The sequence below is a fragment of the Polaribacter sp. HA6-7 genome (assembly GCF_055693625.1).
The window spans coordinates 265,353-290,265 of sequence record NZ_CM146338.1; the positions used below are offsets into that span (position 1 = coordinate 265,353).

The 24,913-nt window shown below is 30.2% G+C and carries 19 protein-coding genes and 7 pseudogenes; 20 read left to right on the plus strand and 6 right to left on the minus strand.

Annotation, left to right across the window (positions count from 1 at the left end):
- Positions 1-72: 72 nt before the first annotated feature.
- The 4 genes and pseudogenes from accC to ACZ1HD_RS01540 all read left to right on the plus strand — a co-directional run bounded on the left by accC (position 73) and on the right by ACZ1HD_RS01540 (position 2,995).
- Complete coding sequence (gene accC / locus ACZ1HD_RS01525; protein WP_079737997.1) at positions 73-1,410, plus strand: acetyl-CoA carboxylase biotin carboxylase subunit; 1,338 nt, start codon at positions 73-75, stop codon at positions 1,408-1,410.
- A 93-nt stretch (positions 1,411-1,503) separates the two neighbouring features.
- Positions 1,504-1,954, plus strand: a pseudogene (locus ACZ1HD_RS01530) (Lrp/AsnC family transcriptional regulator).
- A gap of 69 nt (positions 1,955-2,023) precedes the next feature.
- Complete coding sequence (locus tag ACZ1HD_RS01535; RefSeq protein WP_472688443.1) at positions 2,024-2,275, plus strand: Hpt domain-containing protein; 252 nt, start codon at positions 2,024-2,026, stop codon at positions 2,273-2,275.
- A gap of 13 nt (positions 2,276-2,288) precedes the next feature.
- Positions 2,289-2,995, plus strand: a pseudogene (locus ACZ1HD_RS01540) (LytR/AlgR family response regulator transcription factor).
- Between the two features lie 255 nt (positions 2,996-3,250).
- Here ACZ1HD_RS01540 and ACZ1HD_RS01545 read toward each other — a convergent pair.
- From ACZ1HD_RS01545 to ACZ1HD_RS01560, 4 genes and pseudogenes are all read right to left on the minus strand, one after another.
- A pseudogene (locus ACZ1HD_RS01545) lies at positions 3,251-4,269 on the minus strand (UDP-glucose--hexose-1-phosphate uridylyltransferase).
- A 5-nt stretch (positions 4,270-4,274) separates the two neighbouring features.
- The gene (galK, locus tag ACZ1HD_RS01550) at positions 4,275-5,360 is read right to left on the minus strand and encodes a galactokinase (protein ID WP_472688444.1); all 1,086 of its coding nucleotides are present in this window, start codon (positions 5,358-5,360) and stop codon (positions 4,275-4,277) included.
- 76 nt (positions 5,361-5,436) lie between these two features.
- The gene (locus ACZ1HD_RS01555; RefSeq protein WP_472688445.1) at positions 5,437-6,324 is read right to left on the minus strand and encodes an aldose epimerase family protein; all 888 of its coding nucleotides are present in this window, start codon (positions 6,322-6,324) and stop codon (positions 5,437-5,439) included.
- A gap of 3 nt (positions 6,325-6,327) precedes the next feature.
- Positions 6,328-7,326, minus strand: a complete 999-nt coding sequence (locus ACZ1HD_RS01560; RefSeq protein WP_472688446.1) for a GntR family transcriptional regulator — start codon at positions 7,324-7,326, stop codon at positions 6,328-6,330.
- Between the two features lie 106 nt (positions 7,327-7,432).
- Between ACZ1HD_RS01560 and galE the strand changes: the two are divergent.
- Positions 7,433-8,445 (plus strand): annotated as a pseudogene (galE, locus tag ACZ1HD_RS01565) (UDP-glucose 4-epimerase GalE).
- 55 nt (positions 8,446-8,500) lie between these two features.
- Positions 8,501-10,116, plus strand: a pseudogene (locus ACZ1HD_RS01570) (solute:sodium symporter family transporter).
- Between the two features lie 911 nt (positions 10,117-11,027).
- Here the strand turns inward: ACZ1HD_RS01570 and ACZ1HD_RS01575 are convergent.
- Entirely contained in the window at positions 11,028-11,741 is a 714-nt protein-coding gene (locus tag ACZ1HD_RS01575) for an AraC family ligand binding domain-containing protein (protein ID WP_472689430.1), read from the minus strand.
- On the minus strand, positions 11,708-11,920 hold the full coding sequence (locus ACZ1HD_RS01580; RefSeq protein ID WP_472688447.1) for a hypothetical protein: 213 nt from the start codon (positions 11,918-11,920) through the stop codon (positions 11,708-11,710). The genes ACZ1HD_RS01575 and ACZ1HD_RS01580 overlap by 34 nt, the downstream gene beginning before the upstream one ends.
- A gap of 516 nt (positions 11,921-12,436) precedes the next feature.
- On the opposite strand from ACZ1HD_RS01580, the gene ACZ1HD_RS01585 reads away from it, so the two are divergent.
- The 14 genes and pseudogenes from ACZ1HD_RS01585 (at position 12,437) to ACZ1HD_RS01650 (ending at position 24,878) form a co-directional block, all read left to right on the plus strand.
- Complete coding sequence (locus ACZ1HD_RS01585) at positions 12,437-13,798, plus strand: hypothetical protein (RefSeq protein WP_472688448.1); 1,362 nt, start codon at positions 12,437-12,439, stop codon at positions 13,796-13,798.
- 42 nt (positions 13,799-13,840) lie between these two features.
- Entirely contained in the window at positions 13,841-14,863 is a 1,023-nt protein-coding gene (locus ACZ1HD_RS01590; RefSeq protein ID WP_472688449.1) for a TonB-dependent receptor plug domain-containing protein, read from the plus strand.
- A 92-nt stretch (positions 14,864-14,955) separates the two neighbouring features.
- On the plus strand, positions 14,956-15,780 hold the full coding sequence (locus ACZ1HD_RS01595) for a hypothetical protein (RefSeq protein ID WP_472688450.1): 825 nt from the start codon (positions 14,956-14,958) through the stop codon (positions 15,778-15,780).
- On the plus strand, positions 15,749-16,399 hold the full coding sequence (locus ACZ1HD_RS01600; RefSeq protein WP_472688451.1) for a TonB-dependent receptor domain-containing protein: 651 nt from the start codon (positions 15,749-15,751) through the stop codon (positions 16,397-16,399). The genes ACZ1HD_RS01595 and ACZ1HD_RS01600 overlap by 32 nt, the downstream gene beginning before the upstream one ends.
- Before the next feature lie 8 nt (positions 16,400-16,407).
- The gene (locus ACZ1HD_RS01605) at positions 16,408-16,581 is read left to right on the plus strand and encodes a hypothetical protein (protein ID WP_472688452.1); all 174 of its coding nucleotides are present in this window, start codon (positions 16,408-16,410) and stop codon (positions 16,579-16,581) included.
- Between the two features lie 287 nt (positions 16,582-16,868).
- A complete protein-coding gene (locus ACZ1HD_RS01610; RefSeq protein ID WP_472688453.1) occupies positions 16,869-18,449 on the plus strand; it encodes a RagB/SusD family nutrient uptake outer membrane protein in 1,581 nt (526 codons plus the stop codon).
- 21 nt (positions 18,450-18,470) lie between these two features.
- Positions 18,471-19,049, plus strand: coding sequence for a glycoside hydrolase (locus tag ACZ1HD_RS01615; RefSeq protein ID WP_472688454.1), 579 nt, complete (start codon positions 18,471-18,473; stop codon positions 19,047-19,049).
- Positions 19,050-19,074: 25 nt separating this feature from the next.
- Positions 19,075-20,095: pseudogene (locus ACZ1HD_RS01620) on the plus strand (glycoside hydrolase).
- A 307-nt stretch (positions 20,096-20,402) separates the two neighbouring features.
- Complete coding sequence (locus ACZ1HD_RS01625) at positions 20,403-21,137, plus strand: hypothetical protein (protein ID WP_472688455.1); 735 nt, start codon at positions 20,403-20,405, stop codon at positions 21,135-21,137.
- Positions 21,091-21,381, plus strand: coding sequence for a hypothetical protein (locus tag ACZ1HD_RS01630; RefSeq protein WP_472688456.1), 291 nt, complete (start codon positions 21,091-21,093; stop codon positions 21,379-21,381). Before ACZ1HD_RS01625 ends, ACZ1HD_RS01630 begins: the two co-directional genes overlap by 47 nt.
- A 315-nt stretch (positions 21,382-21,696) precedes the next feature.
- Positions 21,697-22,501 (plus strand): annotated as a pseudogene (locus ACZ1HD_RS01635) (glycoside hydrolase).
- Positions 22,488-23,255, plus strand: coding sequence for a glycoside hydrolase (locus ACZ1HD_RS01640; RefSeq protein WP_472688457.1), 768 nt, complete (start codon positions 22,488-22,490; stop codon positions 23,253-23,255). The pseudogene ACZ1HD_RS01635 and the gene ACZ1HD_RS01640 overlap by 14 nt, the downstream one beginning before the upstream one ends.
- Positions 23,256-23,400: 145 nt before the next feature.
- Positions 23,401-23,703, plus strand: a complete 303-nt coding sequence (locus tag ACZ1HD_RS01645) for a sulfatase-like hydrolase/transferase (protein ID WP_472688458.1) — start codon at positions 23,401-23,403, stop codon at positions 23,701-23,703.
- Complete coding sequence (locus ACZ1HD_RS01650) at positions 23,688-24,878, plus strand: sulfatase (RefSeq protein ID WP_472689431.1); 1,191 nt, start codon at positions 23,688-23,690, stop codon at positions 24,876-24,878. The genes ACZ1HD_RS01645 and ACZ1HD_RS01650 overlap by 16 nt, the downstream gene beginning before the upstream one ends.
- Positions 24,879-24,913 lie beyond the last annotated feature (35 nt).

Genomic DNA, 24,913 nt, shown 5'->3' on the forward strand with positions numbered 1-24,913 from the left:
TATGAATTAAAATTACGAACAAGATATGTCTAGCTTGTAATTACAAATTCATAATTCATAATTTTTTATAATATGTTTAAAAAAATATTAATTGCCAATAGAGGTGAAATAGCATTACGTGTTATTAGAACCTGTAGAGAAATGGGTATAAAAACTGTAGCAGTATATTCTACCGCAGATGCAGAAAGTTTACACGTTAGATTTGCAGATGAAGCCGTTTGTATTGGTCCAGCACAAAGTTCAGAATCTTATTTAAAGATGTCTAACATTATTGCTGCTGCAGAAATAACAAATGCAGATGCTATTCACCCAGGTTACGGGTTTTTATCTGAAAATGCTAAATTTTCTAAATTATGTGACGAGCATAATATTAAGTTTATTGGTGCAACAGGTGAAATGATTGACCAAATGGGAGATAAAGCAAATGCTAAATCTACTATGAAAGCTGCTGGTGTACCTTGTGTACCTGGAAGTGAAGGTGTAATTACCGATTTTGAAGAATGTGAAAAGTTAGCTGTAGAAACAGGTTACCCAGTAATGCTTAAAGCTTCTGCCGGAGGTGGAGGTAAAGGTATGCGTGCCGTTTGGAAACCGGAAGACTTAAAAGATGCTTGGGATTCTGCAAGACAAGAATCTAAAGCAGCATTTGGTAACGACGATATGTATATGGAAAAGCTTATTGAAGAGCCAAGACATATCGAAATTCAAATTGTAGGAGATTCTTTCGGGAAAGCATGTCATTTATCAGAAAGAGATTGTTCTGTACAAAGACGTCATCAAAAATTAACAGAAGAAACACCTTCTCCTTTCATGACAGATGAATTAAGAGAAGCAATGGGTAATGCAGCCGTAAAAGCCGCAGAGTTTATTAAATATGAAGGTGCAGGTACTGTAGAGTTTTTAGTTGATAAGCACAGAAACTTCTACTTTATGGAGATGAATACTCGTATACAAGTAGAGCACCCGATTACAGAAGAGGTTGTAGATTACGACTTAATTAGAGAGCAAATTTTAGTTGCTGCTGGTGTGCCAATTTCTGGTAAAAATTATTATCCTAAAATGCATTCTATAGAATGTAGAATTAATGCTGAAGATCCTCATAATAATTTTAGACCAGCTCCGGGTAAAATTACTACTTTTCATGCTCCTGGTGGGCACGGAATAAGAATCGATACGCACGTATATGCAGGATATATGATTCCGCCAAATTACGATTCTATGATTGCTAAATTAATTACGACTGCTCAAACAAGAGAAGAAGCAATTAATAAAATGAAGCGTGCATTGGATGAGTTTGTTATTGAAGGAATTAAAACAACGATACCTTTTCATAGACAATTAATGGATCATCCAGATTATGTTGCAGGTAATTACACAACTAAGTTTATGGAAGATTTTACAATGAGTTAAAATCTTACTATTTAGTTATAATAATAAAGTTAAATAGAGAATACAGTTTGTATTCTCTATTTTTTTACCTTTATAGTTAATATATGTTGAATTATGAAAATTGATGGTATTGATAAAACAATAATTAGAACTTTGGTTAAAGATGCTAGAACACCTATTTTAAGTATTGCTCGAGAAGTAGGTATATCTCGGTGCGGCAATTCATCAAAGATTAAAAAAATTAGAAAAATCTAAACTGATAGAAGGGTACAATATGATTATTAATCCCAAATCTTTGGGTTATACAACGACTGCTTTTGTTGGGGTTTATTTAGATTCTTCAAGCCAGCTATCATCATCAATAAAAAGATTAAAAGAAATACCAGAGGTTATAGAAAGCCATTATACAACTGGTAATTATGCTATTTTGGTTAAAATACTATGTAAAGATAACGAGAGTTTAATGCGTATTTTAAATGATAAAATTCAGCCAATAAAAAATGTATTAAGAACAGAAACATTTATTTCATTAGACCAACAAATTAAAAGACAAATAAATATTTAATCCTTTGGAAAACCCTAATCTAAATTATTTAAAAGAAGTTTCGGTGGTGATGCTAGTTTTGAAAATAGTATGTTAACTATTTTAAAAACTGATTTTCCGGAAGAATTATTATCATTAAAAAATTTTTACAAGCGTAAAAATTATGAAGAACTAAGTTTGTGTATCCATAAAATAAAACACAAAATAGGTATGTTGGGTATGCCAATGGCCTTAGAATTTGCTTCTAAAGTAGAAATTGATGCAAAAAAAGGTAATATTGAACAATATACAGAGCTAGTATTTATTTTAGAGAGAATTAACGTATATTTAAAAAACCAATAGTACTAACTACACTATGAACTGTATAATAATAGATGATGATGTATCTGCTAGATTAATAATTAGGCAGTTATGTAAAGAAACAGATTTAGAAATAATAGAAGAGTTTTCTTCTGCTATAGAAGCAATTAAGTTTTTAAATTCAAATAAAAATATCGATGTAGCTTTTTTAGATATTCATATGCCTACTTTTTCGGGTATTGACTTTATTAAAACAATCAAATCAAACGTAAAAATTATACTTACAACATCAGACAAAAACTTTGCTTTAGAAGCTTTTGAATATAAAAGTGTTGTAGATTATTTATTAAAACCAATAGCAAAAGAAAGGTTTTTAAAATCTGTAGATAAGTTAATTAATTTAAATACAGATAAACCAAAAGAGAAACAGCCTAGTAAAAGTATAGAAAATAAAGATTACATTTTTGTGAATGTAGAAAAGCGTTTGGTTAAAATTAATATACCGTAAATACTTTTAATAGAGGCTAAAGGAGATTATATTGGTATTAGAACAGATAAGAAAAGTTTTATTGTACATTCTACTTTAAAAAAATAGAAAAGAAGCTTCCGTTAGATTCTTTTCTTAGAATCCATAGGTCTTATATTATTAATACTTCAGAAATTATAGATATAGAAGATAACAGTGTTTTGATTAAAAAGCACGTGATTCCTATTAGTAGGTCTCATAAAACCGAATTGATGAAAAGGTTAAACTTGTTGTAAACAGTTTGTCTAATAACTAATGCCATTCGTCGATAATTCTAAATCACTTATCGAAAATTAAATTTAACAACACATATACGATGTATCTTTGAAGTGTATTTAGAGGTAGATACATTTTCATAATAAAAAGTTGAGTTATTTTATCAAAATTAGTTACGTTTATGAGTTGGGGAACTTGTAAACAGAAAAAAATAAAAATATTTATTTTTTGAATTGATAATAAAAAAAGCCTTTGTTTAATTACAAAGGCTTTTTTTATATAAGATTTTTTAATCTTTTTGCTGCTAATTCTGCAGTTATATCTCGTTGTGGTGATCCAAACATTTCGTATCCAACCATAAACTTTTTTACAGTTGCACTTCTTAATAATGGCGGATAAAAACTCATGTGCCAATGCCAGTGTTTGTTCTCTTTATTATTAGTTGGCGATTGATGTATACCACTAGAATAAGGAAAAGAGGTGTTAAATAATTTGTCGTAAGCTTTGGTTATTACAGATATGGCTTCAGCATAATTTAAAGCTTCTTCATCTGTCATCTTAGTAATATTTTCTTGTGCTTTTTTTGGAGCAATCATTACCTCAAATGGCCAAATGGCCCAAAACGGTGTTAATACAACAAAATCTTTGTTTTGAAATATAATTCTTTCGTTAGCTTCTAATTCTTGTTTTAAATAATCTTCTAAAAGGTTGCTATTTTTAGTATTGTAATATTTTAATTGTTGATTGTCTTTCTTTTCAACTTCATTAGGTAATGTAGATTGACTCCGATTTGACCGTGTGGATGCGGATTACTACAGCCCATTACTGCGCCTTTATTTTCGAAAATTTGAACATAATTGATATCTTTATTTTTACCTAAAGATATATATTCTTGTTGCCAAACATTCACTACTTTTTTAATGTCTTTAACGTCAATATCTGCTAAACTTTTAGAATGATCTGGACTAAAGCAAATAACTTTACAAATTCCGATTTCGCTTTTTGCTTTAAACAAATCATCGTCTATTTTAAAAGACGGTGAATCTTTTTGTAGTGCAGCAAAATCGTTTGTAAAAACAAATACATCTTTATAATCCGGATTTACTTCGCCATTAATTCTAGTATTTGTTGCGCACAAATAACAGTTTTCATCATATGAAGGTCTTTTCTCATTCGAAATTTCTTCGTTTTGACCTTGCCAAGGTCTTTTAGATCTATGTGGTGAAACTAGAACCCATTCACCAGTTAAAATATTTAATCTCTTGTGTGAATAATTTTGTAAGTGTGTATTCATAGCAATTATTTTTTTATGATTCTTGTTCCTTCAGATAATTTCACCTGATAAATAGAACATTCTTTGCCAAATTCTTTTTTGAAATTTTTAGAAATTTCATTTTTAAAATCTTCAATTTCAGATTTTTTAATAAGGTTTATTGTACATCCGCCAAAACCACCACCCATCATTCTTGCACCTAAAATTTTAGAATTATTTCTAGTTTCATCAACTAAAAAATCCAATTCTTTACAGCTAACTTTATATTTAGAACTTAAACCATCATGAGATTGATAAATTAAATCTCCTAAAGTTTCAATATCATTTTTTTGAATAGCTTCAGAAAATTTTTCTACTCTAGAATTTTCTTCAATAACATAAGAAGTCTTTTCATAGTCTGCATTAGATATTTTAGATTTTATTGAATTTAAATCTTCTAACGAAGCATCTCTAAGAGCAGTTACGTTTAATAATTTAGAAACCTTTTCACAAACCGCTCTTCTATCATTATATGCACTTTCAGATAAGTCGTGTTTAACATTACTATTAATTAAAAGGAGTTTGTATTTTTTAAAATCAATTTTAAAAGATGTAGATTCTATAGATCTACAATCTAACAAAAGCGCACTTTTCTTTTCGCCAAACATACTAGCATACTGATCCATTATACCGCACTTTACTCCGGCATAATTATGTTCTGCTTTTTGAGAAATTAAAATCATTTGTTCTTTTGTGAGTTTTAAATCAAACAATTTATTCAAACCAAAAACAACGCTATTTTCTAATGCTGCTGATGATGACATACCAGCCCCACCAGGAATATCTCCCGCAAAAACACAATTAAAATTATCTAATTGAATATTTAATTTTTGAATTTCAGAAACGACACCTAAAATATAATTTCGCCAACCACCATCTTTTAAAGGAGTTATGTTCTCTAAACCGAAAGAATACATTTCTTCTTTGTTTAAAGCGTACACATTGCTCACATTTTCGTCATTTTTATAAATTGCTAATGCAATACCTTTATCTATAGCAGCCGGAAAAACAAAGCCATCATTATAATCTGTATGTTCTCCTATTAAATTAATTCTACCAGGAGAAAACACCATAATTGGTTTTACATTAAAGTGTTTCTTGAAACTTTTTTAACTTCTTTTATTAATTCTTTTTTCATAATATGATGTGCTAAATATCTACTGATAAGGTATAAATTGAAGAAAAACTTTTGTTCGGTTTTAATAGTTGAAGTCCTACTTTATTATTAAAACTATCTGATATACCTGTTATTGGTTCAATAGCAATGGCATTTTTATTTTCCGGAGTATAAATTTGTAGATAATTTTCTTTTAAATTAGAATTTAAAGTAAAATTGTAAGTCGGAGTTTCAAAAATAACTTTACTACTTCTTAAACTAAAACAATCATCGTAATTACCGGAATCTAAATCTTTTAGTTCGTTTATATTGGTTGCCTCTAAGTTTTTAGTAATCATTTTATTATTATGATTTACTTTTTTATCAGCATTAAATTTAAGGGTACTTTTAGATAAGTTTTTAGAATAGAAATATGGATGCCAACCTAAGGTAAAAGGAAAACTCTCTGAATCTATATTATCAACTTTAATTTCTAAAGCAACACTTGTATTAGAAAATGTGTAGATTAATGTAATTTTATATACATATGGAAATGCAGGATTTTTATCTTTTTCTGTATAACTTAAAGTAACCGATGTGCTATTTGCTGTTGTATTTTGGTTTTCAAAAATAAACTCTTTATTAAAAACTAAACCATGCAATGCATTTTGATTGGCAGGTTCATTTATTTTAAATTGAAATTCTTTTTTATTAAATATGTATTTTCCGTTATCAATTCTGTTTACAAAAGGAAATAGAATTGCCGAGTGATAGCAAGTTTCGTATGGAACAGGATGCATGTCTGCAAGAATTTGTTCGCCATTAATTTGAAGTTTTTGTAAACTTCCTCCTAATTTTAAATTGATAATAGCAATAGAATTATTTAGCGTGTTTTTAAACTCTATAATTTTATTATCTTCTAAATGTTTAACCGTTATCATAATTTACAAGGAGTTTCTAATAATTATTTTTGATGGATTTTCTATTTGAACTTTTTCTTTTGTCGTTAAAATTGATGCAAGATTTTTACCCATTGCTGTAAAACCTGTAGAGATAGTTGTAATGCCGCCTTCTACAATTTCTTTTAACATAGTATCGTTATAACAAATTATACCAATATCTTTTTTAAGAATTAAATTGGTCTCTTTAATTTTCTTAATAATTCGTATTAGATTTTTATCTTCAGGAATAATATAAACTTCACCCTTTTCAATTTTTCTTGTAGTTAAAGTGTCAATAACTTCATTTTCAAAATTTTCTTTTTCACAGAAACTTTCGAAGCCATCTAACATTGCTTTAGGCTGAGTTTTTTTATCATACACAAAAATCAACTTGATGTAGTTTGCTAGTTTATCTTTAACTTCATTTAAACCAGTAAATATATTTTTTTCAAAATTTTGAAAAATTGCCGAATATGCTTTTAATTCTGGGTTTAGTTGATCTAAAATAAATACTTTCTCTTTTGGTAAATTTTCTAGAATTAACTCTGTGTTTTCTAAATTGGCTGGCATAATTATGTAATGATTATAATCGCCAATATTGTCTAGAATTAAAGCGTTAAATATTTTAGGATTAAAATGATGAAAGTAAATATCAACTTTAATATTAGTATCTAAATTACTTAAAAAAGAATTGTATAAATCTTCTTTAAAAGCATTAAACTCATCAAAAAGTAAAAATATTTTTTGAGAAACACTTACATTTTCTGATGATAAATAATATCCTTTACCAACCACAGAATGTATAATTCCTCGGTTTTTTAATTCATTAAAAGCCATTAAAACAGTATCTCTAGATAATTTGTAAGTATCTCTTAAACTGTTTATTGATGGTAGTTTATCTCCTTTTTTAAGCTTACCGTTTTGTACAGCACCTTCAATTGACGCTATAATTTGTTTGTACTTTGGTATTTTAGATTTCTTATTTAAGGTTACTAAACTCATGTTGCAAATATATAATTATTTTTTAAAAAAAGCAACTAGTAGGTGCTAGTAGGTTTTTAAATATTAATTTTGTATAATTGCATATCATAATTATATTTAACACAGCATGAATAATAAAATTATAGTAACTGGTGGTTGCGGTTACATAGGTTCTCATACGGTAATAGAATTGATAGAGAATAACTTTGAAGTAGTTATTATAGATGATTTATCTAACTCTTCGAAAAAAACTTTAGATAGAATACATCACATTACAGGTGTAAAACCAATATTTGTAGAACTCGATTTAAAAGATGCATCTAAAACAAATTTGTTTTTTTCTGAACACAAAGATGCAAAAGCTGTTATTCATTTTGCTGCTTCAAAAGCAGTAGGAGAGTCTGTGAAAAATCCTTTAAAATATTACAAAAACAATTTATATTCTTTAGTTAATTCTTTAAGTGCGCAGATAGATAACGGAATTAACAATTTTATTTTTTCTTCTTCGGCAACAGTATATGGTACACCGGAAATTTTACCAATAACTGAAGAAAATAAAACGCAACGACCATTTTCTGCTTACGGAAATACAAAAAAGATTGCTGAAGAAATTTTAGAAGATTTAATAAACTCTAACGATTCTTTTTCTGCAATATCTTTACGTTATTTTAACCCTATTGGTGCGCATGAATCTGGTTTAATTGGCGAATTACCAAGTGGTATACCAAATAATTTAATGCCGTATATAACTCAAACAGCAGTAGGTTTAAGAGAAAAATTAATGGTTTATGGTAATGATTATCCAACACCAGACGGAACACCAATTAGAGATTATATCCATGTTTTAGATTTGGCAAATGCGCATGTAATTGCTGTAAAAAGATTGTTGTTGCAAAAACAAGAAACAGCTTTAGAAACTTTTAATTTAGGTACAGGTAAAGGTTTTTCTGTTTTAGATGTAATAAAATCTTTTGAAGAAGTTTCGGGATCAATTTAAATTATGAAATTGTAGAAAGAAGACCAGGAGATGTACCTCAATTATTTGCATCTACCGATTTAGCAAAATTAAAATTAGGTTGGTCTGCAAATAAAACTTTAAACGAAATGATAAGTTCTTCATGGCAATGGGAAAAAAATTAAGAGACGGTAATTTATAGTAATTATAAAATTATTACATTACCGTAAATATTAAACTATGCAATTATTAACATTTTTAAGTTTTACGGTTCTTGTAGCCCTAATTTCTTATTTATTAACAAGGTCTTCAAAAGAGACATCTAAAGATGGTTATTTTTTAGGAGGAAGAAGTTTGACTGGAATTGTAATTGCGGGATCTCTTTTGTTAACCAATTTATCTACAGAACAAATAGTTGTTTTAAATGGGCAAGCATACGAGCAAGGTATTTTAGTAATGGCTTGGGAAACTTTAGCAGCCATAACTATGGTTATAATTGCAGTTTTTCTTTTACCTCGTTATTTAAAAGGTGGTATTTCTACAATTCCGCAATTTTTAGAACGTAGATATGATAAAACCACGAAAGCAATTGTTTTCGGATTGTTTTTATCTGGTTATGTAACTATTTTTTTACCCGTAGTTTTATATACGGGTGCATCTGCAATTAATACAATGTTTGATGTGCCTGCAGTTTTTGGAGTTTCAGAAAATATAGCGCTTTGGTTTACAGTATTTGGTATTGGAATTATTGGTTCTATTTATGCGGTATTTGGTGGTTTGAAAGCGGTTGCTGTTTCAGATACAATAAACGCTATAGGATTAATTATTGGAGGTTTAATGATTCCGTATTTTGGTTTAACTTACATCGGAGACGGAGATATGTTTGCGGGTATAAATACTTTAATGACCACGCATCCAGAGAAATTTATTTCTACAGGTTCAGAAGATTCCTACGTTCCTTTGTCTACTTTATTTACGGGTATGCTATTAATCAACCTTTTTTATTGGGGAACAAACCAAGCAATTATTCAGCGAGCTTTAGGAGCTAAAAACTTAAAAGAAGGTCAAAAAGGTTTGGTATATGCTGCCTTTTTAAAAATATTAGGTCCGTTATTATTGGTTTTACCAGGAATCATAGCTTTTCATATTTTTAAAGGTGAATTGGCAAAACCAGATCTAGCATACGCATCTTTAGTAACAGAAGTATTACCAAAACCATTGGTTGGTTTTTTTGCAGCAGTTTTATTTGGTGCTATTTTAAGTTCTTTTAATTCAGCCTTAAATAGCTGCGTAACACTTTTTGGTATTGATATTTATCAAGAATACATTAAAAAAGATGTAACAGATAAGCAGGTTGTAAAAGCAGGAAAAACGTTTGGTGTATTTCGGCAGTTTTAGCGATGATTGTTGCGCCATTTATAGCAAATGCAGGAAGTGTTTTTGGTTATTTACAAGAAATTAATGGTACATATTCGATTCCTATTTTAACAATTGTAGTAGTTGGTTATACTACCAAGTATGTGCCAGCAATTGCAGCAAAAATTGGTTTAATATCAGGTGTTGTATTATATTCTATTAGTCAGTTTATTATTCAGCCTAATTTTGATGTAATTGAAATTGTAAATGACGTAGAAACTGTAACAGGCAATACATATCCACATTTTTTACATATTTTGGCTATACTCTTTTTGTTTAATGTTATCATTATGTTGTTGATAGGAAAGTTTTATCCAAGAAAAGAAGCATATATACAGTTTGATTCTAAAGAAGTCGATATTACTCCGTGGAAATATTTAAAACCAGTAGGAGTTTTCATTTGTGTAATAGTAATTGGTATTTATATATACTTTTCTTAATTAGTATTAAAAACATTAAAAGAGGCTAATTTTATTTATAAAATTAGCCTCTTTTAATGTTATAATTTATCTAGGAGTTAGCAATCAAGTATTTTAAAAGTCTTAAAATAGCGCATAAAAAAAACCGTAACAAATAAATGTTATGGTTAAAATAAAATATTTATTAAGATGTAATATGGTATTAAAGCTGTTATCAAGTAAATCCCAATTTGATGAACTTATCTTTTGCCAATTAAAAAAAACAATTGTTTATAAGATGAGGTTTTTCCTTTTGTAGATGTTGGTATCTGCTCCTCATTCCTGAAAAAAAGATTTTGAATTAGGTGTTAAATTGATTCAAAAGGCTTCAAATTTTTAAGAACAAAATATTTCTAGATATGTAAATTTAGTTTCATTTTTCACATAAAATTATACAGAAATCGACTAATAAAATGAGTATAACAACTGTATGAGAGGAGTAGGGGACATGCTTCGTAGAGCAATGGTAAAATAGTTAAGTAAGGAAACAAAATAGGCGTAACACCTATGAGCGGTTTTACTCGTTTAGCATGAAATATTGAAATTGGTAAAATTAATCATAAAATCCATTTTTTAAGGGGATATGCTATTGCATCTGCTTTTCAAAGTTATTACCAAGATTTAATAATAAATCAGCAAGAAAAACTATCATCAAAGACAGGTTTGCGAATACTTTCTCTAGATGGTTTACCATTTATTGGAAAATCATCAAAATGTAAAAATGTAACTTTTGCTTCAGGTCATGCATTTGTGGGGTGGAGTTTAGGGCTGCAACTGGAAAACTAGTTTCTGAAATTATTTTTGGTAAAAAAGTTCTAGCGATACCAGTCCTTTTCATTTAGGTAGAAAATTTTAAACTTTACAGTAAAAATATAAGTTATAAAAACTTAAGTTTATAACTTAAGTTTATTTCCGTTGACTTTGCTTATAGTTCCTGGGAGATTTCCCCATAAAATTTTTAAAAGTTCGGAGAAATATAATGGGTCGTCAAAACCAATTTTATAGCTAATTTGTTTGATGCTTAAATCTGTGTAACTAAGATATTCACAAGCTTTTTGAACTTTTTTTAATTTAAAAAATACAAGTATTGGGTAGCCAGTTTCTAATTTGAATTTTGTGTGCAGGTAAGATTTTGAATAATTAAATTTAGATGCGATTTTATCAAGCGTAAAATTCTTGTCTAGATTGTTCATTAAGTATTCTTTGATAGAGGCTATTAGATTGTCTTTTGGGTTTGTGGTGCTAATCGAATTAAGTTTGTGGTAAACAAATGAACTGATAAAGTTCAGGCCTAATAGATTTGCATATTCAATACTGTCTAATAAATAATTATTGTTTAATAAATCGAAAATTTTATTAAATTGGTCAATAATGTTTTTTGAGAAGGGGATGTTTTTATCGTTATTGTTTTTTGAATATCGATTATATATTTTTTCACTAATAGAACCCTTGAAATGAATCCAATAAATACTCCAAGGATCATTATCGTCAGCCCTGTATTCGTGTCTTATATTTTTTGGTATTATGCAAAAATGATTCGGTGAGATTAAAGTTTTTTGATTATCAATAGTAACTATTCCTTTTCCTTTAGTGCAGTATATAAAAATATATTCTTTAGCTCCTTTTTTCTTAACCTATAATGATGACTTGCAACAGGGTAATATCCCAAGTCACTAATGTAAAAGTTTCTTGAAATAGGATTGTTTTTGATATCCACTAAAAATGATTTTGGAAAAGCTATCATTTTTTGTCCAAGAAATCCTTTTTTTAAAGTGTTTTCATCCATTTATTTTTTGTTTATGTGTTTTTTAGACTTTATTAGAGTTAATTTAACATAGAATAAAGATAAAAAAATATATTACAATATTTGTTCTTTTTTATTTTATTTACTTTTTTTACTTTGTGTTAATTTGTTTTATTCAATTTTACTTCGTTTTTATTGAGGTTTTTCAAGAAAAGCCTTTTTTATATTAGTAATTCATAAATTTCTAATCTTTTCATTTCTCCTTTTTGAGCTATATATAGCTATTAAAAGTTATATTATCCATGTTTGTGCTTTTTTTGTCTATTGTTTGAGTTCTTGTAAGCTGTACATTTGTGTGATATTCTCAATTTATTTGTGATATAATTATCATTTTAACAAAAAGAGATTTGGTTGTTGTAATTAATCGAGTGTTTTATGGAGTTAGTTTATAGCTTCTTTTTCTGTGCCGATATAAATAAAGTAGAACTTAAATTAAAAAATTAAAAAATGAAAACAGTTAAAACAAAAATACTTTGCATATTCTGCATAATAGTAGTTATGGTAAGTTGTGATAATGATTCTTTAAAGGTTGATTCTGAGCCAAAATTTAATTCGTTTCTAGAAAATATTTCGACTTTACCTGGTGAAGTAATTACTTTCGAAGCAGTGATTTCCGACCCGGCAGGGGTTAAATCTATTAATATTAATTATGATAATTGGTTTTTAGATAAAACCATTGTTAATGATTCTTTGCAAGATATTTATAATTTGTCTTATCGTTTTAAAGTGCCGGATACTGAGGATGAATTTAGTATCCATAAAATATCAGTTACTGTGACTAATTCAGGTGATTTAGCAACTGTAAAAGATGTGGTGGTAACTTTAGATAAAGATATTGTAGCGCCAGTAATAGTAGTGAATAGTCCTTCTGATGCATCTACCGTGTTGATGGGTAATGGTGATGAGATAAGTTTTGATATAGATTTAACGGATAGAGAGTTGTCAGAGTTTAAGATTGAAAGTGATATTCTAAATGAAACCATAACTTTAAATGAATCAGCTACCTATAAATATAGTAAGTCTTTAGATGTGTTAACACCTGGTAGTTATACTTTTAATATGACTGCTAAAGATATGTCAGGCAATGATGCGCAAACTTCGGTTACTGTTAATGTTGCAACAGATTTGCAGTTTACGGCAATGTATTTGACAGATGAAACAAGTGATGCTGCATTAAATCAGGACTTGTTTGGAATTCCTTTCAGTACAGCAGCAAGTCAGGCTACAGGAGAAAACGGATATGTTTTTACAGCGTTGTATTATTCTAAAAGTGCAAATTCTGAAGTAAGATTTATTCCTCAAAAAGAATCGTTTTCACCTTTCGCATTTGGGGCAAACGCAAACAGCGAAGGTAAATTAACATTAGGAGCAGATGCTACTGTTAACCCAATAGTGGTGCCTGGTGTTGGTTATTATGAAATATCAATGGATGTTAGAGATTTGTCATATACTGTTACACCTTACATGCCAACAGATGCAGCGTTTGATCAGGTGTATGTTTTAGGAAGAGGAATATTTGTAGATGCAGCTACTTCTACTTGTACAAATAACGCAGACGGTTCTACTCAATGTTGGCATTTTAAATCCGGTAAACCTTTTGTTCAAGATCCTAATAATTCATATTTATGGACATTAGATGTTACAGTGAAAGATCAACCAGATGATAATGGGGCTAATGGGTTTATATTAAATGCTAACCCAAATGGATGGGCTCCTTTTTGGAGAACCAATACCGAAGATCGTTCTATTGCAGTTCCAGGTGGTGGTGGTAATTATGTCTTTGAGGATAGTGCTTTAGATAAAGATTATACCTTCATATTTGATACACATCTAAATAGGGTGATAATTAAAAATAGATAATCAAATATTTCACAAAAATAATATCAATCAAATAATAAATAAATGAAGCAATTAATTATAATTATAATAAGTATTCTTTGTTTTAGTTTTTCGGCTACAGCTCAGAAAACTGTTAAAGGAACGATTACAGACGAATTGGGGGAGCCTATACCGGGTGTTAATATTTTAGAAAAAAATACATCAAAGGGTACATTTTCTGATTTTGATGGTAAATTCACCATCTCTGTTAGTGAAAAAGCTACTTTAGTCTTTAGTTATCTTGGTTTTAAAACGCAAGAGGTAAATGTTAATGGCAGGTCACAAATCACTGTTAAGATGGAGTCTGATGATACTCAATTAGATGAAATAGTTGTAATTGGGTACGGTTCCGTGAAAAAAGACAAAATAGCTACATCTATAGCAACTGTAGATGGATCAGAAATTTCAAAACAAGTTGCAAGTAACCCTGCAGAAGCGTTACAAGGTAAAGCAGCAGGTGTCCAGGTTTTGTCTTCCGGAGGTTCTCCAGGTGCATCTCCTAGAATTGTAATACGTGGTATTACTACAGCTAATGGTAGTACAAATCCACTTATTGTTATTGATGGAATTTTACAACCGGATGGAACATCGTTAAATTCTGTAAACTCTCAAGATATAAATAGCTTTCAAATTTTAAAAGATGCAGCAGCATCTGCAATTTATGGTTCAAGAGCATCAAATGGTGTTGTTCTTATTACAACTAAAAGAGGTAAGGCAGGTAAAACCGTAGTTGGTGTAGATTTAAATTATGGTGTGCAATATTGGCAAAAAATAGAAAGTGCAGATGCGCAAGAGTATATGAGAATAATGAATACCGGAAGAACAAATGATGGTAATGCACCATTGTTTGACCCTAATAATTTTCAAGGTGAAGGTACAGATTGGTGGAATGAAGTTGTTCAGAACTTTGCTCCAGTTTTAAATGCTAACGTAAGGGTTTTCGGAGGTTCAGAAGATTTAAAATATTCGGAAGTGTTAGTGTTTTTGACCAGCAAGCAAATTACTCTAAAGGATTTTATCAAAGGATTACTGGAAGGTTTAATGTAGACTATAAGATTTCTGATAAAGTAACTCTTAAGCAGGATCTTAGTCCAAGAATTGAAAAATGGGAAAATACACCGAATTTGTTATTCAATTCAATGAGAATTGATCCTCTAACACCGGTATTTATACCTCAAAGTGAACGAGTAGGTAGAAATCAATATAGTATTTATGGTTTATCTCAAAATTTGGTACCAAATCCCGTGGCTCAATTGGCAAGACAGTTTAATGAAAATGATTTTTTTGGGTTTTTCTCTAATACACAATTAGATTATAAAATAGCGCCAAGTTTAACATTTAGGTCTCAACTTGGTTTAAATATTTCAAGACAAACTTCGCAGACATTTAATCCTGAGTATTTTATTGGTCCTAACAGACAGTTAGAAATTAATAATTTAACCAAAACAGTTACAAATAATTTTGACTATGTATTAAATAATACATTAACTTTTGATAAAACCTTTAACGATAAGCACTATTTAAATATCACTGGTGGTATTGTGTTTGATTCAGAAAATTGGGATTATTTAAGGGGATATAGTGATGGTATTCCTAGTAATACAAATATGAATCTGTGGCAATTAGATGCAGCTGAAGGGGAGACTATTAGAGCAAATGCTAATAAGGCTACAGACAATATTTTGTCTGGTGTTTTTAGAACTATTTATAGTTATGATAATAGATACTTTTTCAATGGATCTGTAAGAGTTGATAAATCTTCAAGATTCCCAAAAAATGGAAGAACAGGAGTTTTCTCTAGTGTGTCTTTTGCTTGGGATATAGATTCAGAAGATTTTTTCAAAAGTGAGACTATTAATAACTTAAGAGTTAAAGTTGGTGCTGGTGAAGTAGGTAATCAAAATATAAGTCGTAACGGTCAGTTTTTCTCAATTGGTTCTCGGCGATTTTGTGTTTGGAGGTGATCGTGTTGTAGCTAACTTTTTGTCGCAATTTGGTAACCCTAATCTAAGATGGGAAACTGTAAGAGATAAGAATTTTGGAATTTCAATGGGTTTATTTAATAGTGAAATTACTATTGAAGCAGAGTATTATGAGAAAACTTCAGAAGATTTATTATTTAGTGTAGAAACACCAAATTATACAGGTATACCTGGTACTGTAGCTCAAAATGTAGGTAGTTTTCAATCTAAAGGTTTTGATCTAACTTTAGGATATAATAAGACTTGGAATGATTTTAAATTAAATGCAAATTTAACATTTTCTACTAATGAAAGTAAAGCAATAGAATTAGCTCCTGGAAACGAAGTGATTTTGGGGCAAAGAAGACCTCGATTAGGAAATAGATTTGTGAAAATTACCGAATTAGGGGAAACTGTAGGTTTGTTTCAGGGTTACCAAACTGCAGGGATATTTCAAAACCAAACCCAGTTAAATTCTCATACCTCAGAAGACGGAACTATAATTCAGCCTAATGCTCAAGTAGGTGATTTGATATTTGTAGATCAGAATGGAGATGGGGTTTTAAATGATGATGATTTAACCACAATTGGTAATCCATTTCAGATTTTTATGGTGGTTTAAATCTTAATATGAGTTATAAGAATTTTGACTTTTCTATGCAATGGTATGGAACTTTTGGAAATGATGTATTTAATATAAATACAGAATATATACGTGCTGGTACTCAAAATCTAAATGTGTTAGCTGGTTTAGAAAATCGGTATGGTCCCCAACAAATACAGGTGCACAATACCCAAGATTAACAGAGCTTGATAGAAATGGTAATTATCAAAACCCATCAGACATTTTTATAGAAGATGGCTCTTATTTAAGATTGCGTAACATTCAATTAGGTTATAATTTTAAATTAAAAGGTGTTAATAAATTTAGATTATACATAGCAGGGCAAAATTTACTAACATTTACGAAATATTCGGTTTTGACCCTGAGGTAAGTAGTGGTGGTATTATTAATGGTCTAGGAGTTGATGCTTCAAGTAACCCTGTGGCAAAAACATTTTTATTAGGATTAAATTTAACATTATAAAATTATGAAAAAACTTATTTTATTTTTAGGATTTTGTATTGCTTTTCTTAACGTAAGTTGCGATGCAGACAAAATATTAGATCAACCTTTACAAGGTAGACAGCAATTAGATGATTTTTTCTCATCATCAGAAAATGCGGAGTTATTTGTCAATAGTATTTACCAAATGGTTAATGGGACAAATTGGAATCAAGTAAATTTTCAGCGTCAAATTAACGAAATGGCTTCTGATGATAATTGGGCAGGAAATACAAGGCAACCAAGACCAGATATTACTGGTATAGCACAATATAACGTATTTCCTGGTTCTACTTACTTCAATTTATTTTGGGAAAACCATTATATTGGAATAACAAGAGCTAATATAGCTTTAGATAGAATTCCTGAGGTAGAAATTGATGATGAAACAAAAGCTAGATTAATTGCGGAAGCAAAGTTTTTAAGAGCGTTCTTTTATTTTGATTTAGTTAGAAACTTTGGAGGCGTGCCTATTGTAACTACGTACAATGAGATTTTAGAACCAACAATTAATGATAAAGTTAGATCTTCTGTAGCAGAAGTTTATGATTTTATTGAGTCAGATTTAAAAGATGCCATGAATTCATTGCCATTAAGAAGTCAGCAAACTCTTGGGCAATCAGGAAGAGCAACTAAAGGTGCGGTACAATCTTTATTGGCAAAGGTGTATCTCTTTGAAGAAAAATGGGCAGAAGCTCAAGCTATGGCAAAAACCGTTATGGATTCAGGGGAGTATAGTTTAGAGGCAGATTTTGCTGATGTTTATAAAGTAGGTAATTTAAATGGTGTTGAAACTATTTTTGAAATTCAATATATTAATAACCCAACATTTAATGGTGTTGGTGGTCAGTTTTCCATTACTAATGGAAGTCGTGGAGATCGTGGTTGGGGATGGGCATCACCTTCAAGTGACTTGGAAAATGCTTTTTTAAGTGAAGGTGATAATATTAGGTTAAGATCTACGATTATAAAACACGGAGAACCTGTTTTTGGTGATCCTGCAGTAACTTCATTTGATGGAAAGCCAAGTGAAAATAAATCTGGTCGTACAAACAGAAAGTATTACATTCCAACAGATGAAAGACCAGATCCATATCAAAGAGGTCAATTGCCATTACATTACATTCATTTAAGATTAGCAGATGTTGTCTTAATTCATGCAGAAGCTGCATATTTTAATGGAGATGAGGCAGCTGCTAAAAGCTCTTTGCAATTGGTTAGAGATCGAGTTCAATTGCCTTCTAAAAATAATTTATCCGGAGACGCTTTAAGAGATGCAATATGGAAAGAAAGAAGATTAGAGTTGGCTTTAGAGCAGCATAGGCTTTATGATCTTAGAAGACAAAAAATAAATGGAGTTCCTAGAATTGCTTTAATATTAGGGCCTAATGGATCTTTTGTAAAGTACAATACAGAGGTGAGTACAGATCCTTTTGAGACAACTAATTTATTGGAACCTCAAAATAGTGGATCATTATTTGATCCTAATATTCACTTATTATGGCCAATACCACCGGAAGAGATTCAATTGTCTAGAGGTAATATCGTGCAGAATCCTGGATATTAATTCGGTTTTAATAAATTCAATATGTTAAATAAGTATTTTAATTATTTTTTTGGAGTAGTTTTTAGTTTGGTTTTTGTGGGCTGTAGTCAAGATATGGCTATAGATCCAAATGACCCAAAATTTGATGTTCCTGAAGAAGGTATAATACTTAACATTAATAACACATTTCAAGTTATAGATCATTTTGGTGCTTCAGGTGGTTTTCAAGATCAATGGGTCGGAAAATGGCCTGATGCATCCAAAAATAAAGTAGCTGAATTGCTTTTTAGTTCAGATACTGATGTGCAAGGTAATCCTAAAGGAATTGGTTTGTCTTTATGGAGAACAATTATAGGTGATGGAGCAGCTGATCAAGCTAATAGTGGTTTTTCTGCATCCAATTGGTTTAGAGAAACAGAGTGTTATTTAGATGCTTCCGGAAATTATAATTGGTCAAAACAGCAGGGAGAGAAGTGGTTTATGAATAAAGCAAGAGAATTTGGAGTTTCTAAATTTACTACATGGGCAACAGCACCTCCTTATTTTATGTCTAAAAATGGTTATGTTTTTAGTACTTCAGATGTGAGTAATTTTAATTGTAAGCCGAGAAAATTATGCTAAATATGCAGATTTTTTAGCAACTGTAGTGAAGTATTATGAAGATCAAGGTTTTAATATTACAACTGTATGTCCTTTTAATGAAACTCAATATCAATGGAATGCAGCCGAAGGTTCTGCTCAGCAATCAGGAACAAGGGCAACAAATGCAGAAATAGCTCAAGTAACTAAAATTATCGATAACGCATTTACTCAAAAAGGTGTAAAAGCAAAAATTATGCTTCGAAGCAGCGCAACTAAAATATTTGTTTGAAGGTGGTAATAACACTAGTAATCAGGTTAATGATTTTTTTAGTGAGTCTAGTTCAAATTATATTGGAAATTTAAAAAACTTATCAAAATACATAGCGGGTCACAGTTATTTTAGTAACGGTACTACTCAAGAGTCTTTAAGACAAAGAAAAACGTTAAAAACAACTTTAGCAAATTACAACTTAGATTATTGGCAGACAGAATATAGTCTATTAGGTACTGGTTATCAACAAGGTTTAGGTGTTTCAACTTTTTCAGAAATTGATTATGCATTATGGATGGCTAGAATCATTCATACTGATTTAGCTTTTGGAAATGCTACAGGTTGGAGTTTTTGGACGGCTTTAAATCAATCGACTTTTGGAGATCATCCTTTTCGCTTTAATTTAATTCTATATCAACCAAATTCAAACAGTCCTGCACATACCGATGGTACTTTTACTCCTAATAAACTTCTTTGGGCGTTAGGTAATTATAGTAGGTTTGTTAAACCAGGAATGGAAAGGTTTGAGGTTGTTGATGCAGATTACAATGATGAAACATCGGTTGAAAACTTTATGATTTCAGGTTACAAAAATCAAAACACAAAAGAAATTGTATTGGTATGTGTTAATAACACCGATGCAAACAGAGATTTAAAATTAGAAAATTATAGTACAGATTTTGAAGTTAAGGGAGATGCTTTTGAGGTATATACAACTTCAAATTCAAGTAATCTGAAAAAATCTACATCCTCTGTAGAGTCTGTTAGTGTTCCAAAGAAATCTATAGTAACATTAAAAGCGGTCTTAAAGTAAGTCTAGCTGAAAAAAATTAATTAAAATAAAATTAGTACAACATGAAAAAGCATATCGAATTGAGATCTTTTTTTTAGTTATAATATTTGGTCTTTTTGTTTTCGCTTGTTCAAGTGAGGGAGGTACAGATCCTAACGATCCTATTTTTGATGATATTGGTGATGGAGGTGGGGTTACAGGTGATATAGCTTTTGATATAACACTTAAAGTTGATGCAACTGATGGTGTAAATATAAATCCAGATATATTTGGAGTAAATAATGATTGGAGAAGAGTGCCGAATACGGGTTTTTCTACTTTTACAAATATGCTTGAAGATATGGGGTTAAATTCTAAAGTTTTTAGATTTCCTGGTGGTTGGGAGTCAGAATTTTATGCTTGGACAAGTAACACAACTCCAAATTGGAAAGACGCTCCAGCAGAACCTGGGGCTTCTGTATCTGCGTTAAAAGAGAACTTTAATAATTACAGTATAGTAATACCTACTGTAGATGCTATGAATACAAACCCTGGTTCTTCTCAATGGAACAATGCAATAAAAAAGTTAGAGCAAGTTGCAGAAAATGCAATTGTAGCATCAGGTATTGATAATGGTATTGTAGAGATTGGTAATGAGTGGTGGTTACAATGGGCAGGAGGTGTTTCTAGGGCTCAGAAGTTAGATAAATATGTAAAAATTGCTATGGAAATAGCAGCGCATTTAGATGAAAAATTCCCAAATCACACCTTTAAACTTTTAGTGAATGGTGATTATACTTTTCCTGATGAGTTTACAACGATGAAGCAAAAATTTACAAAAGCATACGATGTTATAGATGGTGTGGCCTTACATACTTACACAGGATATACAACAAATACACACAATATAAAAGACTTAGAAAAAAGAATAATAGATTGTGCTAATAACTTCAACCCAAATAAAAATTTCAAGTATTTGTCAGAGTGGATGCCTTCTAGAGACTATAATGAAAGAGCGCTTTATATGGAGGCAGCTAATGTTATTCCGAGATATAATTCATATTTACGCAAGATCTGGTTCTGAAGCAGCAGCTTATTGGCCACCGGTAAATACTCCTGTTCCAGGTTTAGGTTTAACGAATTGGAATTTTTCTAAAATTTTCCCAACAGGTCAAATTTTAGGAGAAATGGCAAGTGAATATAAAGGTAAGGCATTAAAAACAACATCTAATACATTTCATATTGCAGCAGCTCTACAAGATGCAAGCACTATGGTTTTATATGTTACAGGAGCCGAGAAAGTGGTAAAAAAGTTGGAGTCAAAGTAGAGGGGTTTACCATAACTTCTATAGAAAGTGTTCATCGTTTTGTTCCTTTTGATTACAGTGATACTGCCAAAGCAGAACCATACATAACAGAAGTAGCTTCTGCAGAATTATCTTCAAAGAATGAAGTAGTTTTTGATATCAATAAAGATGGTTTACATCAAATATATAAGATTATTTTAAAGGGTAATTAATTTTTGATATAAGTGTTTTTGTCCATAATTATGCTTTTGGTGTCTATTTTTTTAATAGATGTTTTGTTAATTTTGTTAATGAAGTATAGTAATAAATTAGGTTTTTGTTAATTTTTCATAATAAATGAATAAGAGTAGTATTTTATATGTTTTTATAATTTTTATATTTCTGATAAATTGTGAGTCTAAAGCTCAACAACAAGTTTCAAAAATAAATATTAATTCTAAAGAAATATATCAAACAATTGAAGGTTTTGGCGCGTCTGATGCATGGAGATGTCAATTTGTTGGTAAAAATTGGCCTGAACAAAAAAGAAAAAAATAGCTAGGTTACTTTTTAGTCAAGAAGTTGATAAACAAGGAAACCCTGAAGGAATTGGATTATCAATTTGGAGATTTTATATAGGTGCAGGAACAACCGAACAAAAAGATAGTTCTTATATAGAAAATGAATGGAGAAGAAGTGAATCTTTTTTAGATGTTAAAGGAAATTATGATTGGACAAAACAGAAAGGGCAGCAATGGTTTTTAAATTCGGCTAAAAAATATGGAGTAGATCAATTTTTAGCATTTTCTATTTCAGCTCCTGTTCAATGGACAAATAACGGAAAAGGTTTTAATGGCGATAATAAAGATGGAGAGATAAATTTAAAACCGGAGCATTTTGATGATTACGCTCAGTTTATGGTTGAGTTTTTAAAACACTTTAAATCTAAAGGAATTGCTTTTGATTATTTAAGTCCAATTAACGAACCACAATGGGATTGGGAAAAAAATCGCAAGAAGGAACCCCAGCAACCAATGCTAATATTTTAAAAATTTCAAAATCATTAAATCAGAAAATAGAAGAAAATAATCTATCAACAAAGATTGTATTAGGAGAAGCTGCAGATTTACGATGGTTGTATTCAGATTTTGGTAAACCGTGAAAGAGGAAATCAAATAGAGTACTTTTTCAATCCCAATAATAAAATAGAAAATGTAAAACAAACCATTTCAGGACACAGTTATTTTACAACCTGGCCAGTAGATAGTTTAATATCGATCAGAAAAAAATTAAATACTAAACTAAAAGCGTACAACCTAAATTATTGGCAAAGTGAGTTTTGTATCCTTGAAAATACAGATGATATTGGAGGAGGATGGAAAAGAGATTTAGGTATAAATACTGCACTTTATGTAGCACGTGTAATTCATGCAGATTTAACTATTGCAAATGCAAGTTCTTGGCAGTGGTGGACAGCCTTAACAAATGCCAACTTTAAAGACGGTTTAATTTATTTAGATACAGGAGATCAAAAAGATTTATACAATTTGAATAAAATGAAATCGGATGGAAATTTCCATGATTCTAAATTATTATGGGCTTTTGGTAATTTTTCAAGATTTATTAGGCCTAACATGCAACGTATAAAGATTCAATTAAATGAAAAGAAAACATTAAAAAAACAATATAAAGATTTAATGTTGTCTGCTTATATAGATAAGAAGACGTCAAAATTAGTAATCGTTGCCATAAATTACAGTGATACAGATAAAACAATTGATTTTTCAGGTTATAACATTCAAGCTAAATACGAAACATCAAAAGATAAAAATTTAGAGCATCAAAAAGTAACGAAACAAATAATAACAGTAAGTGGACGTTCAGTAAATACATTAATAGGTAGTACATCCAAATAAAAATACATCAGTAAATGAAATTTAAAAATAATTTTTTAGAATCAGTTTTAAGCCTTTGTTTAGTTGCCATTTTATTAAATGGCTGTAAGGATAAAGAGGGGAAAAGTAATAATAGTACTCAAAAAAACCGAATATCCTTTTTATTTTGGCAGATGATCTTGGTGCTCATGATTTAAGCTATTCAGGTAGTAAATATTATGAAACGCCAAGTATTGATGCTATTGCCAATGAAGGAGTACAATTTACGCAAGGATATGCTGCAGCTCAAGTATGTAGCCCATCTAGAGCAAGTTTAATGACAGGGCAATATACTGCTCGTCATGGAGTAACAGATTGGATTGGTGCTGCAACTGGAAAAAAATGGGGAGATTATTACAACACTAAAGTGATGCCACCAGAGTACGCTCATGCTTTGCCGAAGAGAGTATTACAATTGCGGAAGCTTTAAAACAAAACGGATACAAAACTTTTTTTGCAGGAAAATGGCATATAGGTGATGAACCTTATTCACCAGAAAATAATGGATTTGATATTAATATTGGTGGATGGGAAGTTGGTGGACCAAAAGGAGGATATTATGCTCCTTGGAGAAATCCAAAGTTAGATTACAAATACGAAGGAGAGAATTTAACTAAGCGATTGGCTTTAGAAACTGCAGATTTTATTTCAACTAATAAAGACGAACCATTTTTTGCTTTCTTGTCCTTTTACGCAGTTCACGGTCCTATTGAAACTACACAAGAAAAATGGAGTAAATATAGAAATAAAGCAGAAGCTCAAGGTATACCTGAATCTGGTTTTGAAATGGAGGCAAGATTACCTATCAGAAATGTACAAGATAATCCTATTTACGCAGGTTTAGTAGAATCTATGGATGATGCTGTTGGTGTTGTTTTAAAAAGATTAAAAGAATTAGGAATTGATGATGATACAATAATAGTCTTTACTTCTGATAATGGAGGGGTTGCTAGTGGAGATGCATTTTCTACGACTAATTTTCCATTAAGAGGGGGAAAAGGATATCAATGGGAAGGTGGTATTAGAGAGCCTTTTTTGATCAAAGCACCAATGTTAAAAAACACACCTAAATCTATTGATTATCCTGTTTCAGGTATCGATTTTTATCCTACACTTTTAGATTTAGTTGGTGCTAAGAAAGATCCTAAACAGATTATAGATGGAGTAAGTTTAGTGCCATTATTAAAAGGAAAACCTCTAGATACAAGACCATTATTTTGGCATTATCCTCATTATGGTAATCAAGGAGGTGACCCTGTAAGTATCATCAGAAAAGAAGAGTATAAATTGATTCATTATTGGGAAGATGGGCATGATGAGTTATATAATTTATCAAATGATCCAGGAGAGAAAAATGATATTTCTAAAAAAGAAGAAGCAATTGCTAAAAGTTTAAGAGTAGAGTTAGATACATATTTAAAAAATATGAATGCTAAAATACCTGAAGTTTATGCCGATTATGATGCAGCTAAAGCAGCAAAAAAACAAGAGGAAAGAAGAACAAAAATGCTACAACGTTTAGAAAAACAGCGTAAAAACTTTTTGAGTAAAGATTTTGATCCTAAGAATAACTGGTACGACAGTAGCTTAAATACAAAAGATTAAGAAATAAACAATAACAGACAATTACAATTAATCGA